The organism is Niallia alba, from assembly GCF_012933555.1.
GTDB classification, from domain to species: Bacteria; Bacillota; Bacilli; order Bacillales; family Cytobacillaceae; genus Niallia; species Niallia alba.
Window position 1 is genome coordinate 3,948,770 of sequence record NZ_JABBPK010000001.1, and the last position, 14,749, is coordinate 3,963,518.

The 14,749-nt window shown below is 36.5% G+C and carries 15 protein-coding genes; 5 read left to right on the forward strand and 10 right to left on the reverse strand.

Annotation, left to right across the window (positions count from 1 at the left end; all coding sequences use genetic code 11):
- Positions 1-277 precede the first annotated feature (277 nt).
- Complete coding sequence (locus tag HHU08_RS18965) at positions 278-1,093, forward strand: STAS domain-containing protein (RefSeq protein WP_169189042.1); 816 nt, start codon at positions 278-280, stop codon at positions 1,091-1,093.
- Between the two features lie 836 nt (positions 1,094-1,929).
- Here the strand turns inward: HHU08_RS18965 and cdaS are convergent.
- Entirely contained in the window at positions 1,930-2,553 is a 624-nt protein-coding gene (cdaS, locus tag HHU08_RS18970) for a sporulation-specific diadenylate cyclase CdaS (protein ID WP_016202482.1), read from the reverse strand.
- 133 nt (positions 2,554-2,686) lie between these two features.
- Between cdaS and HHU08_RS18975 the strand changes: the two genes are divergently transcribed.
- A complete protein-coding gene (locus tag HHU08_RS18975) occupies positions 2,687-3,229 on the forward strand; it encodes a hypothetical protein (protein ID WP_169189043.1) in 543 nt (180 codons plus the stop codon).
- A 33-nt stretch (positions 3,230-3,262) separates the two neighbouring features.
- Here HHU08_RS18975 and HHU08_RS18980 read toward each other — a convergent pair whose 3' ends face one another.
- From HHU08_RS18980 to HHU08_RS18995, 4 genes are all read right to left on the reverse strand, one after another.
- Positions 3,263-4,339: a nitric oxide synthase oxygenase gene (locus tag HHU08_RS18980; protein WP_169189044.1), complete on the reverse strand. Its 1,077-nt coding sequence runs from the start codon at positions 4,337-4,339 to the stop codon at positions 3,263-3,265.
- A gap of 19 nt (positions 4,340-4,358) precedes the next feature.
- A complete protein-coding gene (locus tag HHU08_RS18985) occupies positions 4,359-5,732 on the reverse strand; it encodes an aldehyde dehydrogenase (RefSeq protein ID WP_016202485.1) in 1,374 nt (457 codons plus the stop codon).
- Positions 5,733-6,054: 322 nt separating this feature from the next.
- A complete protein-coding gene (gene aroD, locus HHU08_RS18990; RefSeq protein ID WP_016202486.1) occupies positions 6,055-6,819 on the reverse strand; it encodes a type I 3-dehydroquinate dehydratase in 765 nt (254 codons plus the stop codon).
- 18 nt (positions 6,820-6,837) lie between these two features.
- On the reverse strand, positions 6,838-7,374 hold the full coding sequence (locus tag HHU08_RS18995) for a shikimate kinase (protein WP_169189045.1): 537 nt from the start codon (positions 7,372-7,374) through the stop codon (positions 6,838-6,840).
- Between the two features lie 389 nt (positions 7,375-7,763).
- On the opposite strand from HHU08_RS18995, the gene katA reads away from it, so the two are divergent.
- Complete coding sequence (gene katA / locus HHU08_RS19000) at positions 7,764-9,218, forward strand: catalase KatA (RefSeq protein WP_169189046.1); 1,455 nt, start codon at positions 7,764-7,766, stop codon at positions 9,216-9,218.
- Positions 9,219-9,361: 143 nt separating this feature from the next.
- Here katA and HHU08_RS19005 read toward each other — a convergent pair whose 3' ends face one another.
- Positions 9,362-9,682 (reverse strand): hypothetical protein, encoded by a 321-nt coding sequence (locus tag HHU08_RS19005; RefSeq protein ID WP_169189047.1) that lies wholly within the window; start codon positions 9,680-9,682, stop codon positions 9,362-9,364.
- Between the two features lie 68 nt (positions 9,683-9,750).
- Here HHU08_RS19005 and HHU08_RS19010 point away from each other — a divergent pair, with 68 nt between their 5' ends.
- A complete protein-coding gene (locus HHU08_RS19010; RefSeq protein WP_016202489.1) occupies positions 9,751-10,620 on the forward strand; it encodes an aldo/keto reductase in 870 nt (289 codons plus the stop codon).
- Between the two features lie 59 nt (positions 10,621-10,679).
- Here HHU08_RS19010 and HHU08_RS25535 read toward each other — a convergent pair whose 3' ends face one another.
- The 4 genes from HHU08_RS25535 to HHU08_RS19025 all read right to left on the reverse strand — a co-directional run bounded on the left by HHU08_RS25535 (position 10,680) and on the right by HHU08_RS19025 (position 13,941).
- Entirely contained in the window at positions 10,680-10,805 is a 126-nt protein-coding gene (locus tag HHU08_RS25535; RefSeq protein ID WP_263479846.1) for a hypothetical protein, read from the reverse strand.
- 93 nt (positions 10,806-10,898) lie between these two features.
- Positions 10,899-13,331 (reverse strand): heavy metal translocating P-type ATPase, encoded by a 2,433-nt coding sequence (locus HHU08_RS19015; RefSeq protein WP_224428237.1) that lies wholly within the window; start codon positions 13,329-13,331, stop codon positions 10,899-10,901.
- A gap of 85 nt (positions 13,332-13,416) precedes the next feature.
- Entirely contained in the window at positions 13,417-13,623 is a 207-nt protein-coding gene (gene copZ, locus HHU08_RS19020; protein WP_016202491.1) for a copper chaperone CopZ, read from the reverse strand.
- Between the two features lie 12 nt (positions 13,624-13,635).
- Positions 13,636-13,941: a metal-sensitive transcriptional regulator gene (locus HHU08_RS19025; protein ID WP_040343087.1), complete on the reverse strand. Its 306-nt coding sequence runs from the start codon at positions 13,939-13,941 to the stop codon at positions 13,636-13,638.
- 156 nt (positions 13,942-14,097) lie between these two features.
- On the opposite strand from HHU08_RS19025, the gene HHU08_RS19030 reads away from it, so the two are divergent.
- Positions 14,098-14,745, forward strand: coding sequence for a GntR family transcriptional regulator (locus HHU08_RS19030; RefSeq protein ID WP_016202493.1), 648 nt, complete (start codon positions 14,098-14,100; stop codon positions 14,743-14,745).
- Positions 14,746-14,749: the final 4 nt, after the last annotated feature.

Genomic DNA, 14,749 nt, shown 5'->3' on the forward strand with positions numbered 1-14,749 from the left:
TTATTGTACACCATAGTTGAAAGCCTTTACATAAAATAATTATCGTTATGTAAAAAAAAGGAATATGTATCTATAGATGCAGAGGAAATTTTACTCCAACATTTAGAATCCTCTCTCTTAGTTACAAAATTTCATACTCATATGGGAGATAAGATCCAAAATTCAATCTTTTTAGGTTTAATCATGTTATTAATAGGGTAAATAGCTATTATCAAAATCTATGATTTGTGTAAATTAGTGTTTTTCTACCTTAATTTTATCTATGGGAGCAACGGAAATGAATACGATAATGTACATAAAGGAAGAATTAAAGCATTTCATTAATGATAATGAAAAAATATTTAACCAAAAATTACTTACGGAAGCAACAAACGTTTCCACCAAAATTACAGACATATTAACTAAAGGTAATATTGATTTATTAAAAAATGCGAAAAAATTAATTTTTTACACAGTAGATCAACAAGAGGAAGATCTCGTTACTTTTGCGAAAGTAGAAGGAATTGCATGGGCAAAGCACTCTTTAACTCTAGAGTTGAAGCTTGAATGGGTTCAAGCAATTAGGAGGACTTTATGGCATTTTATTAGCATCATTGATGAAGAAAAGAATATACTGCATAATCGTGAAGATTATTACAGTATGGAAAAATTATTTAATGAAAAGATAGACCAGTTTTTAAATAATTTTTTCCTTAGCTATTCCCACTATAAAGATGAAATGATACATAAACAAAGAGAAATGGTTGAACATTTATCCGTCCCAATCATTCCTATAAAGCACTCTGTTTCGGTTTTACCATTAATCGGCTCGATCGATTCGTACCGAATTAAAATAATTGAGGAAAAAGTACTAAATGATATAGCAGAATCCAGAATCCAGACATTAGTAATAGATCTTTCTGGTACCGCAATAATGGAAATGGATGTAATTGATTATTTCGAAAAAGTTCTGGCAGGCATTTCGATGATGGGGTGCAGTGCAATTATTACTGGACTAAGACCTGAGTTGGTAAAAAAAATGGTTCACGCCGGCATCAGTTTTGAAAAAAATGCTGAAACAAGAGGAACACTTCAAGAAGAGGCTGGGACATAAGTATTCCAGTCATAGATAAACCCGAACAACTATCAAATAATCCTAAATGATTGTTCGGGTTTTATTAGTTTTATAAAAGGCTGTTTCAGTACAGTTAGTGTTAATATCCGCAGCCTGAATACACTTCGCTTTCCATGGGGCGAGCGCCGAGCCGCTTCGGCCTATGGCCTGCAGGGTCTCGGACTTTCTCGCAGCTCCCATAGGAGTCTACGTGTATTCAGGCTGCTCCATATTTCCTACTAATTCATTTTTTCTAAAAAAACAATATTTTTTAGGGAATTGCCTTTAAAAACAGAGTGGAATGGAGCGGAAGACACTCGACTCCTGCGGGAAGTAGAGCAAAACCTAAGACCCCACAGGCTTTAGCCGAGGAGGCTTAGGTTGCTCCCCGCGGAAAGCGAGTTTCTGTAGCGCAATGGAACGAATTAGTTTTTACACTTGACTATATTTAAAAACATAAATAACCATTGTATAAAAGAAACCTTTATTTAAGAGATAAATTAGAGATTGTTCGTCTTTACAGATTGGCTATCTAGTTTTGTCCCAGCCTCTTCTTTATTAGTCCCTTTGAACAGCGCTGTTGCTTTCCGCTCCAGGGGTTCGCTTTCCGTGGGGCTCGCGCTTAGCCGCTGTCTGTTTACAGCCTACAGAGTCTAAGCTGTCTCGCTAATCCCACAGGAGTCTCCCCCCTTCCACTCCAAGCAACGCATGAAAATTCAATGTAAGTTTCTAAAAATCTTTTTGTCGACAAACTGAAAAGACCAAAAATGGTCTTTTTTTCATTGTTTCATTAATTATAAGGTTATCCCTTTGCTATCTCTTTTTATAAAGACATGCTACAAGCTTATACCTCCAGGCTGGATTGGATACAATGCGCCGCTTAAGGCAAATGATATTCTTCCTGTTTCTTCTGATACAACCATCACTAACGCATCAGATATCTCACTTAAACCAATAGCTGCACGGTGTCTTGTCCCTACTTTTTCCTTACCTTTAAAGTGGACTGCAGAAGGAAAAATATTCCCCGCAGATATAATCGTATCTTCCTCGATTAACACTCCCCCATCGTGCAATGGATTGCCTGGATAGAAAATTGCTTCTAATAAAGATGCCGACAATTTTGCATGCAACGGAACTCCAGAATGAACAAGTGTATCAATAGCATCTTTTCGCTTAATGGCAATTAATGCACCATGGCGTTTTTCGGATAGAGCTTGTGCACATACAGTAAGAATTTCTAGATGCTTCGTATAAGGCTCTAAATATAGTTGCAAATAAAATGTAGCTGCATTGTGATGGATACTTTTAAATAACTTATTTACTTCTTCAAAGTCATTCAAGATACAGCAATCTTTTTCGACCATCGTCTGCTTTAGATTTTCAATTTTATCTTGTAAATGATCCAATAAGTGGTGCATGCGATAATTAAATTCCTTAGGTAAATGTTTTTCTCCGTCCATCCTAACACTCCCCTTTTTTGTTACGTTGTCCAGCTTGATTGAATTTATTCAACTAGTTTTGCTTGATTGAATTCATATTTGACAAATGATAGACTAATAGTTGAACATTTCAAAAGGAGGTAATATTTCACATATGAAATTTTGGACTTGGACTATGATTATTTTACTATCCGTTACAGCAATTAGTGTTTCTTCCTTTTTTGTTATGCAAGCACTTTTTGACAAGAAATCTCCCTTACAGACAGAAAATGAGCGCTCTGTAGTAAAACAAGCTTCCACTGAAACAGAAGAAAACTTTGATACAAAGCAAGTTAATACGCCTGTTGATGAAGAAGTTGTTGTTTTAACAAATGGCACTAGTGGACATACATTTATTTCTAATTGGCATGATTTTTATAACGAATCACTAGGATGGGGAAGACTTGAAACAACAAGCTACGAAAAGCAAAAAGAAGCGGCAATATCTATTCTGGATGGGCTAAAGGACATTAAAGTTGCCGATGAACAAATTGCCGATGACATAAATGATATTGCAACAAATGCGAAAGTAGTGGCAGAGAAGGATGATCGAGTTGCTATGCGAAATCTGCATCGATATTTTCATGATTTAGATATTTATTTTAATGGTTATAACTATGATCAAACATTTGGAATTACGGAATTTAGAGGGAACTAATCTATACAAAAAGTTCCACTCTTATTCTACCATTTAGGCAAATGGGTTTTTTTGATTAAAATAATTTGGTTTTTTCACATCGTTATTGTATCGTTTATGAAATATATGGGTAGTTGCAGGAGATAGCGGTGGTATCAACCATGCCCAATTCCCCGTAATATCTCTCCCTTTTTCTTTATTCTCAAACGTCTTAAATTGCTGTGCTGCTGTATGGTGATCGACAATTGTTACCCCTACTTTTTGAAATGAATCCAGTACAGCAACATTTAATTCCACTAGAGCTTTATCCTTCCAAAGGGTCACATTTTTTTTCATGTTCAAACCAAGCCATTCGCCAATTCTTGGCAGCATATTATAGCGATTTTCGTCTGCTAAATTTCTTGCGCCAATCTCCGTACCCATATACCAGCCGTTAAAAGGTGCTGCTGTATAAGAAATACCGCCAATTTCAAGGCGCATGCTCGAAATAATCGGTACAGAGTACCATTTCAAAGCGAGCTCCTCAAACCATGGATATTCCGGATGTTGAATAGGCACTTCTAATATAAGCTCTTTAGGAATTTCATAAAGCTTCGGCTTTTGCTCATTTATTTGAATAACAAGTGGAAGAATATCAAAATTTGTTTTCTCCCCCGTCCAGCCAAGCTTTAAACACTCATATGTAAAAGCGATTGAATCAGGATCCCCGATTATTCCTTCTTCTGTTTCATACCCTGCATAACGGATAAGTTGATAATTCCATATTCGGAAAGAAGAATTCCTCTTTTTTTGCTGAAAAATAGTAATGGTTGGCTTAATTTTCCCGCCATTTGTCGCATAGGAAATATGATGAAACAGCGCATCTTTTACTTCTTCTTCTGTTTTAACATGCCGCTTATCTATTACATGGAGATTTTCCCAAAACAATCGACCGATACAGCGATTACTATTACGCCATGCCATTTTTGCACCATATATTAATTCTTCTTTCGTATGCTCATAATCCCCATTTTCATTGATCTCTTTTTCTATTTGTATTAGACGATTTTCGATTGCTGCTTCTGATTTATTCAGTTCCTTATAGGCTGTATCAATAAACAATTTTGCTTCTTCAAAAAGTGTATTTGCCAACAAAATAGCCCTCCCATAATTATTTAAGCACTTTACGAATCATTTTCTCTTTCTTTTCTGTATATGGTGGATAAAGAATTGGAATATCAACTCTTGTACTCTTTCTGAGTATACTTTTTTGATGAGAGAAAGTGGTGAAACTGTATTCACCGTGATAAGCTCCCATTCCAGATGCACCTACTCCACCAAAGGGTAAATTAGGAGGAACAATATGGGTTAACACATCATTAATACAAACTCCACCTGAGGAAATGGCACGAAGCACTTTCGTTTCCGTCTCCTTATTGTTCGTGAAAAGATAGAGGGCTAACGGTTTATCTAGCTTTCTAATCGATTCGATTGCTTTCTCTAGTTCTTTATAAGTTAGAATAGGCAATATCGGCCCAAAGATTTCTTCTTGCATCGTTGCTGAATCCCATGTAGCGTCCAAAATCGTTGGTTCAATAAAACGTGTATCTCGATTACTTTTCCCTCCAAACAGTATAGCTTTCCGATCTACTTCTAGCATTTCTCTTAAGCGAAGAAAATGTCGTTCACTCACAATTCTGCCAAAATCCTCTTTATCTTCAATCGTTTCTCCAAAATAGTTTACTAGCGTTTTTTTCATTTCTACGATGAAGGATTCTTTAACTGATTCATGAACCATAATATAATCTGGCGCCACACATGTTTGGCCTGCGTTTAAAGTCTTACCCCATATTATACGCTTAGCCGCTATCGTTAAGTTAGCCGTTTCATCGATAATGACAGGACTTTTCCCCCCTAGCTCCAGTGTTACAGGAGTTAAATGCTGAGCCGCGGCTTCCATCACAATCTTCCCTACCTTCGTACTGCCTGTAAAGAAAATATAATCAAAATTAGCATGGATCAATGCTTGATTTGTCTCCACTCCTCCTTCAACCGAACTGATATAAGCTGGCTCAAAGGTAGTATTAATCATTTCCGTTACAACGGCTGAAACAGTTGGCACAAGTTCTGAAGGCTTTAAAATTGCACAGTTGCCCGCAGCAATTGCGCCAATTAAAGGTTCAATCAATAATTGAAAAGGATAATTAAAAGGACCTATAATAAGGACCGTTCCATATGGCTCATTTAAAATTTCTCCCTTAGAAGGAAATAGACTCCACGTACTTCTTACTTTTTTTGGTTTCATCCATTTTTTTAGATGTTTTATTGTATGACGAATGCTCTGAAGCACAAATCCAATTTCCGAGGCATACGACTCAAAAGGATGCTTTCCTAAATCTTTCTGCAATGCTTTTAAAAGGATTTGCTCCTTTTCTACAATAGCATTTCTCAATTTTTCTAATTGTTCTATTCGAAAAGCAAGTGGCAATGTTGCTTGTGTTGAAAAGAATGATTTTGTTTGTGCTAATCTTTCATTTACTTCCATTTTTTTACGCTCCCTTAATGGGTATTATTTAATCATGAGTGTATCAACTTTTTCTTAAAGTAAGCAAGTATTATGAAGGCACTGTTCAAAAAAACAGGCTTTTTTTGTAAAATTTGTTGCGATTACCCGCAGCTGGAATACACTTCGCTTTCCGCGGGGCTCGCGCTAATCCCACAGGAGTCTTCGTGTATTCCGGCGGCTCCATTTTTCAACTAATTCTTTTTTCCTATTGAAAAACAACAATCCTTTAGAAAACAGCCAAAAAATAAAAAGAAATTCGCATAAGAACGGTGTAACATACGTTTCTTATGCGAATTCCTTATCATAAACTTTTATGTACTACAGTTAATATATTTCTCAACTCTTCTATAGGAATTTGCCCTGGAGCAGATGCCTTCTTTGCTGCAGCAAATGTAATAGCTGAGCCAAATATTTCTCCTGCCATTCTGCTCACAGCTCCTCTTCCTCCCATGGACATCGTTACAATCGGTTGATCTGGTGCCTTTTCCTTCATCGTAGCCGTCGCATCTAATAATGTTAAAACATCCTTTACAGATTGAGGCATTACCGCAATTTTTGGTATATCTGCACCTAGTTGCTGTGCCTTTTGCAACCGAAAAATAATTTCTTCCTTCGACGGAGTTTTTTCAAAATCGTGATTAGATAAAATGACAGCAATTTGATGAGAATGTGCCATATCTATTACCTGTTTAATTGTCACTTCTTCCATAAATAATTCAATATCGAGTAAATCAATCATTCCCGTCTCTAATACACTTTTATTTAAAGAGAAATAGTCTTCCTCGTCTATCTGTCTCTCTCCTCCCTCTTTCAAGGTACGAAAAGTGAATAGTAAAGGAATATTCCCAATCGTTTTTCTTAAGTGGGGAAGTACTTGTGTCACTCTATTAATATTATCTACTTCTGAAAAATAATCGGCACGCCATTCGATTATATCGATTTCCCGTTCTTTAAGTAAGACTGCTTCTTCCCTTAATTCTTGTTCTGTTCTACCAATAAGAGAAACGCAAATTTTTGGCATTCCGTCCCCAATGATGACTTCTCTTACCTTTATGCTTTTGCTCACCTTTTTCCCTCCAACAACTTACTTTTTTATGAGACTCAATGAATGTACAATAGAGTCTATTATTTCCTCTAGCTCTTTCCCATCCATGGTGACTTTCAAATGGTGGTTAGTATATAATTCTTTTCTCACATTAAATAATTCCTTTATGTCTTCCTCTGACTTTCCATGCAGTACTGGTCTGCTATCGATTATAAAGGGAATTCTCTCCTTCCATGCTTCAAAGGACATATCTAAATATAAGACAATCCCATTCTCTAGACAGACGTTACGAACGTCTTCTTGCAGAAAAGCCCCACCTCCTAAAGATATAACCTTTCCTTTCTGTTCTGTGAGCACTTTGATTATCTCTTTCTCCTTTTCTCGAAAAAATGCTTCTCCATAATGGCTAAATATTTCCGTAATCTTCATGTTATATATAATTTCTAATTGATGATCAACATCTACAAATTCCCGTTGGAGTTTATCCGCTAGCGCTTTCCCAAGCGTCGTTTTCCCAACTCCCATAAACCCAATTAATAAAATGCTTTTTTCTTTCGCTAATTCCTTCCGCAACATCAAATAATGCCCCCTATGATCTATGTCCGACAAAAATCTTTCTTTTATTATAAGGGAAACACAGCCTATATCCTAGCAGATTATTAGGAATAAATCGGTTACTGCTCTCATAAAATGTAGCGGATAATATAATACTCCTCTCTATAAATAGATTAGCTTCTTTCCTCCTTCTCTTATTCTCATTCATGTATATCTGTTCTCTATTAGTTTTTCCTTACGTTCTCTTATTACCGTCATATTTCAAGCGTTTATTAGCTTATAATTACCTTTCAAACTATTTTCCTAAAAAACTTATTTATAATTATTATAAAATTATATTGATTTTTTATTTAGAGATGATATTATAATATACATATGCTAAAGAACTAAATTATGAGGTGATTTTTTATATGTCAAACAATCGATTAACGACTAGCTGGGGAGCACCAGTTGGAGACAACCAAAATTCCATAACTGCCGGACATCGTGGTCCTACTTTAATTCAAGATGTACATTTACTTGAGAAATTAGCTCATTTTAATAGAGAACGTGTACCTGAGCGCGTTGTGCACGCTAAAGGGGCAGGAGCTCATGGTTACTTCGAAGTAACCAATGACTTAACAAAATACACAAAAGCTAACTTCTTATCTGAAGTTGGAAAAAGAACATCCATGTTTATTCGTTTTTCAACAGTTGCTGGGGAACTAGGCTCTGCTGATACCGTTCGTGATCCGCGTGGATTTGCTGTGAAGTTTTATACAGAAGATGGAAATTATGATATTGTTGGCAATAATACACCTGTATTCTTTATTCGGGATGCGATTAAATTTCCTGACTTTATCCATACTCAAAAAAGAGATCCAAAAACACATTTAAAAAATCCAACAGCTGTATGGGATTTTTGGTCTCATTCACCTGAATCTTTGCACCAAGTAACAATTCTTATGTCAGATCGTGGTATTCCTGCAACACTTCGTCATATGCACGGATTCGGAAGCCATACCTTTAAATGGGTAAACAAAGATGGAGAAGGCGTTTGGGTTAAATATCATTTTAAAACAGAACAAGGGGTTAAAAACCTTGATGTGAATCTAGCAGCTAAACTTGCTGGGGAAAATCCTGATTATCATACAGAAGATTTATTTAACGCTATTGAAAAAGGAGATTTTCCTGCTTGGACACTTTATGTTCAAATTATGCCTTTAGAGGATGCAGATACGTATCGTTTTGATCCATTCGATGTAACAAAAGTATGGTCACAAAAAGACTATCCATTAATCGAAGTTGGTCGTATGGTACTTGATCGTAATCCAGAGAATTACTTTGCAGAAGTGGAGCAAGCTACATTCTCCCCTGGAACATTAGTACCTGGTGTAGAGGTTTCACCAGACAAAATGCTACAAGGCCGTTTATTTGCGTACAGTGATGCACATCGTTACCGTGTAGGTGCAAACCATAATTCACTTCCAATTAACCGTCCTCGCAACGAAGTAAATAACTATCAACGTGATGGTCAAATGCGCTTTGATGGCAATGGTGGCGGTTCAGTATACTACGAGCCAAATAGCTTTAGTGGTCCAAAAGAAACTCCTGAAAACAAAACAACTCCATTTGCTGTATCTGGAGTTGCAGAAAGTGTTGCATTCGATCACAATGATCATTACACACAAGCAGGAGATTTATATCGTTTAATGTCTACAGAAGAACGAGAAAGATTAGTGGCAAACATTGTTGGCGCAATGAAACCTGTAGCATTAGAAGAAATCAAACTTCGTCAAATCGGTCACTTCTACAAAGCAGATCCTGAGTATGGCACAAAAGTTGCTGAAGGTTTAGGCTTAAGTGTTCCTGAAACAGTAAAATAATAGCGTCTTGGTAGAATAACCCTCTATTTTGTGGAGGGTTTTTCTTTGTATGTAGACGAGGTTGTTAGGACTTTTCCCTATTGGAGTTGGCTTGAAACTATTTTTATGACGATTGCAAGTAAATAGCAAACTTAAGGATGTATCTAATTCGTAAATATTGGCTGTTTGCTTGCAGTTCTTTGAGGGTTACTTGCGACTTCCCAACTCTTACTTGCGACTTTCCAACTCTTACTTGCGACTTTCCAACTCTTACTTGCGACTTTCCAACTCTTACTTGCGACTTCCCAACTCTTACTTGCGACTTCCCAATTCTTACTTGCGACTTCCCACCTCTTACTTGCGACTTTCCAACTCTTACTTGCGACTTCCCAACTCTTACTTGCGACTTCCCGACTCTTACTTGCGACTTCCCAACTCTTACTTGCGACTTTCCAACTCTTACTTTCCCCCGTTCCCCATCTCAATTATTTGAAAATCTCCTAAGAAACCGCTACTCTTAGGATAGAAAAAATTATTCTAACGGGGTGACAGGATGGATTTATCAATCAATGCGACAAAGAAACTAAGCAATGGCGTAGAAATTCCTTATTTAGGCTTTGGGGTTTTTTTAGTAAATGATCCAAAAGAATGTGAACAAAGTGTACTTGCTGCCATTAAAAATGGATATCGCTCTATTGATACCGCAACAAGATATGAAAATGAAGAGTTTGTAGGCAATGCTATTAAAGCAGCTGGCGTACCACGTGAAGAATTATTTATTACGACAAAGGTTTGGGTTACGGATTTCGGCTATGAAGAAACAAAAAAAGCATTTCGTGAATCATTAAGAAAGCTACAATTAGATTATTTAGATCTTTACCTTATTCACTGGGCAGCACCTGGTTTTGAAGAAACATGGAGAGCACTTGAAGATCTTTATGAAGAAGGGTTAGTCCGTGCAATTGGTGTATGTAATTTCCAAATTCATCATTTTGAGAAATTAGCTGAAACTGCAAAAATAACGCCAATGTTAAATCAAGTAGAAACACATCCGTTATTTCAGCAGGTGGAATTAAGAAATTATTTGGCACAGCATGATATTGCACATGAAGCTTGGGCTCCACTTGGTCAAGGAAAGAATGGATTATTTGATTCACCAGCTCTAGCTGAGATTGCCAAAAAACATAATAAAACAGTTGCTCAAGTTATTTTAAGATGGCATTTAGATCGCGATACGATAATTATTCCTAAATCTGTTCATGAGCAACGTATTATCGAAAATGCTGATTTATTTGACTTTGCTCTTGATGCAGACGATATTAAGACCATTACTTCTCTCGACACAAATCAACGAAGCTTTGGTAATCCAGATGATAGTGAACGCTTTAAAGCCATGCAGGAAGCTGCAAAAAGTAACAGCTAAACAATCTAAAAGGCATACCAATTTTGCTATTGGTATGCTTTTATTTTCAGCAAAAATCATTACTGTTTCTTATTAGTAGAAGCCCATTGGTTATCTGTTGCTGTCTTATGCTGCTTTTTACTTGTAACTTCTGTATTAGCAGTTGCCCATTGGTTGTTTACTTCAGACTTTTTCTGCTTCGCCATGTTCGTTACCTCCTGCTAGTAGTTATTACGTACAATTCTAGTATGAGATAAAGTGGCTTAGATTATGAAACAAACAGAAAATTGTTTTCCCCTTTACAGTTTTAATCGTTGCAAGCGAAGGGCATTTAATACAACAGACACAGAACTAAATGCCATTGCGGCACCAGCTAACCATGGGGCAAGCAAACCAATTGCCGCAACTGGTATTCCAAGTGTATTGTAGCCAAAAGCCCAAAATAAATTTTGCTTTATGTTTGTAATTGTTTTTCTACTTATTAAAATACTATCTGCAATGGCTTGTAGATCTCCACGAATAAGTGTAATATCTGCTGCTTCCATGGCAATATCTGTTCCTGTTCCAATAGCCATTCCAATATCTGCTAGTGCTAGTGCAGGTGCATCATTGATTCCATCCCCAACCATCGCTACTTTTTTTCCTTTTTGTTGCAGCTTTTTCACAGCATCTGCCTTTCCATCTGGCAGAACCTCTGCAATGATGTGATCAATTCCTGCTTGTCTTCCGATTGCCTCTGCTGTTTGCTGGTTATCTCCCGTAATCATAATGACATCTAAATTCATCTGCTTCAATCGTTTAATTGCCGCTTTTGAAGTTTGTTTAATGGTATCCGCTACTGCCAGGAGTCCAGCATATTTGCCATTAACACTTATAAGCATTGCAGTTTTCCCTTGAGCTTCTAGCTCTTTCATCCTAGGAAGAATTTTTCCAACATTTATCCGATAACGATCCATCAATCGCCGTGTTCCGACTAATAGGTCATTACCATCCACATTCGCTCGAATTCCAAAACCTGGAATTGCTTCAAAGTCAGCTGTTTCCGGAAGAACAATCCCACGATCGGTTATTCCTTTGACAATTGCCTCAGCAAGAGGATGCTCTGATTTACTTTCTGCTGCTCCAACTAAGGATAGTAATTCTTCTTCTTCCCATTCTGTTACTATATCTGTTAAAACAGGTTTTCCATTTGTTACTGTTCCCGTTTTATCTAATAAAATAGTATCAATCTTATGAGTCATTTCTAGGTGTTCTCCACCTTTAAATAAAATACCATATTCTGCTGCTCTACCCGAACCTGCCATAATGGAAGTTGGAGTAGCAAGCCCAAGCGCGCAAGGACATGCGATAACCAATACTGCAATTAACTTCTCTAGACTTTCTGCAAAGTCGCCAGGTGTGATAACAAAATACCAGACAAAGAATGTAAGAAGGGCAAGACCTACTACAATTGGAACAAAAATACCAGAAATATGATCAGCCAAACGCTGAATTGGCGCCTTAGAACCCTGTGCTTCTTCGACCACTTTAATAATTTGAGCTAGTGCTGTCTCTTTGCCAACCTTGGTTGCCTTCAGTTTTAAAAAGCCATTTTTATTTATTGTTGCTCCAATTACCGTGTCGCCTGCTTGTTTATCAACCGGAATACTTTCGCCAGTTAACATCGATTCATCAACGGCTGACTGTCCTTCGATAATTTCCCCATCAACAGGAATTTTTTCACCAGGTTTTACAAGAAGAACTTCTCCTGTTAAAACTTCTTCCAAAGGTATTTCCATCTGTTCCCCACCGCGAATAACAAATGCCGTTTTCGCTTGCAGGCCCATTAATTTTTTTATCGCTTCCGAAGATCTTCCTTTTGCTTTCGTTTCGAATAATTTTCCTAAAATAATTAAGGTAATCAAAATGGCACTTGTTTCAAAATAAAGTCCTACAGGATGGCCAAAATGACCTAATGACTCGAAAGATAAATAAACACTATAAAAATAAGCCGCAGAAGTTCCTAATGCCACAAGAACATCCATATTGGCACTCTTATTTTTCAAAGCTTTATATGCACCTATATAAAACTGTTTCCCGACAAGAAATTGAACAGGGGTGGCTAGCGCCATTTGTACCCATGGATTCATAAAAAGATCTGGAACATATATAAAAGATGTAAAGGAAAAGTGACCAACCATTGCCCATAAAAGTGGCAGAGATAAAATCATGGAGAATATAAATTTTCGTTTTTGTCTCTTTAATTCCGCTTCTTTTTGATTTACAGTGACTTGTTCTGATTCCTTCTTCGTTGCTCCATAGCCAAGTTTATTTATTTTACCAATTAGTTCATCTGGAACAATATTTGCTGGATTGTACTCAATGGTAGCATTTTCTAAGGCAAGATTAACCGTTGCCTTGTTTACACCAGTCATTTTATTAAGACCTTTTTCAATTCTTGTTGCACAGGCAGCACAAGTCATTCCTGAAATATCTAATTCAAGTTTTTCCGTTACTATGCCATACCCTAACCCTTCCACCTTTTCTTTTATTTCCATTGGGGAAAGTTCACCATCTCTATATTTAACGGTTGCTTTTTCCAGTGCCAAATTAACCGTTGCATTTTCAACGCCTTGCATTTTATTTAGTCCTTTTTCTATACGAGTGGCACAAGCAGCGCAAGTCATTCCCGTAATTTCAAAGGTTTGTTCCTTTATTTTCTCCTTACTTTTCATGACACTTTGTTCCGCCATATCACAAAACTCCTTATACCTATATAGGGTATATTTTATTGAAAATAAAAATGTGCAGTTATAACAGCACATTTTCCTAATTAAATTACTTCACATCATAACCTTGCTCATCAATAGTTTCTTTGATTGTTTCTAGTGCTACTTCATTAGCATTGAATGAAACATCAACTAAGCCTTCTTTTAAATTAACTTTAACATCAGATACACCAGCAAGCTCGCCTACACTTCCTTCAACTGCTTTTACACAATGATTACAAGACATACCTTCCACTTTTAATGTTACGTTTTCCATTTAGAACACTCCTTATTTTTTCATTAGTTTTTGAATTGTGGTTAGAACCTCATCCACTACTTCCATATCACCCTCTTGGATACGCTCTACCACACAGTTTTTTAAATGACCTTCTAATAAAATCTTTGCTACACTATTTAAAGCAGATTGAGTCGCTGAAATTTGCGTAATAACATCATCACAATACGTATCTTTTTCGATCAAACCTTTTATCCCTCGAATTTGTCCTTCAATTCGATTTAATCTAGTAACTAAGTTTTGCTTTACTTTATCTGAATGGTGACTTCTTCTGTCACTAGTGATATGACAACTTTCCATTTCCTGTTCATTATTCTCCAATAAAACTCCCCCTTGCTTATTTTGTATACATATATCATACCCCGGTATGGTATAAAAGTAAAATAATAAATAATGACAAATTTATGAATGAAGCTCTTTTCCACTAATATAACCAAAATATGATATATTATTGCTATGAAAAATATTACGCAAATTCCTCGTCTATCATTAAGAGAACAAATATATGAACGATTAAAATTAGCAATCATTCATCTTGAATTAAAGCCCGGTGAAAGAATTAATGATAAAACATTGGCTGAACAATTCGGTGTAAGTAGAACTCCAGTACGAGAAGCACTCAAAAAATTGGAGGATGAAGGATTAATTGTAACTTCTCCAGGTTCAGAAACAATTGTTAGTTTAATTGAAGTAGATCAAGCGATGCATGCCTTTACAGTAGTAGCCTCCCTTCATGCATTAGCGGCTAAATTGGCTTTAACTACTTTATCTTCCGCACATGTTGAACAAATGACAGCAATTAATAACGAATTTGCTAAAGCTCTAAAAGCAGCGGATAAATTTCAAGCAATCCAAAAGGATGATCAATTCCATGCAGTTATTTTAGAGGCATCTCAAAATCCAGAAATAGTTATAGCTCTAGGTCGCCTTCTTCCAAAAATTCGCCGACTGGAGTTACTAAAATTTAATTCTTTCGATGGGCAAAAGTCGATTGAACAGCATCAAGAAATTATTGAGTGTCTATCAAAAGGAGATAAAACCCAACTTCCTACCTTAATTGAAAACAATTGGTTAAGCTTGGCTACATATTTAGCAGAAAAATAATTCG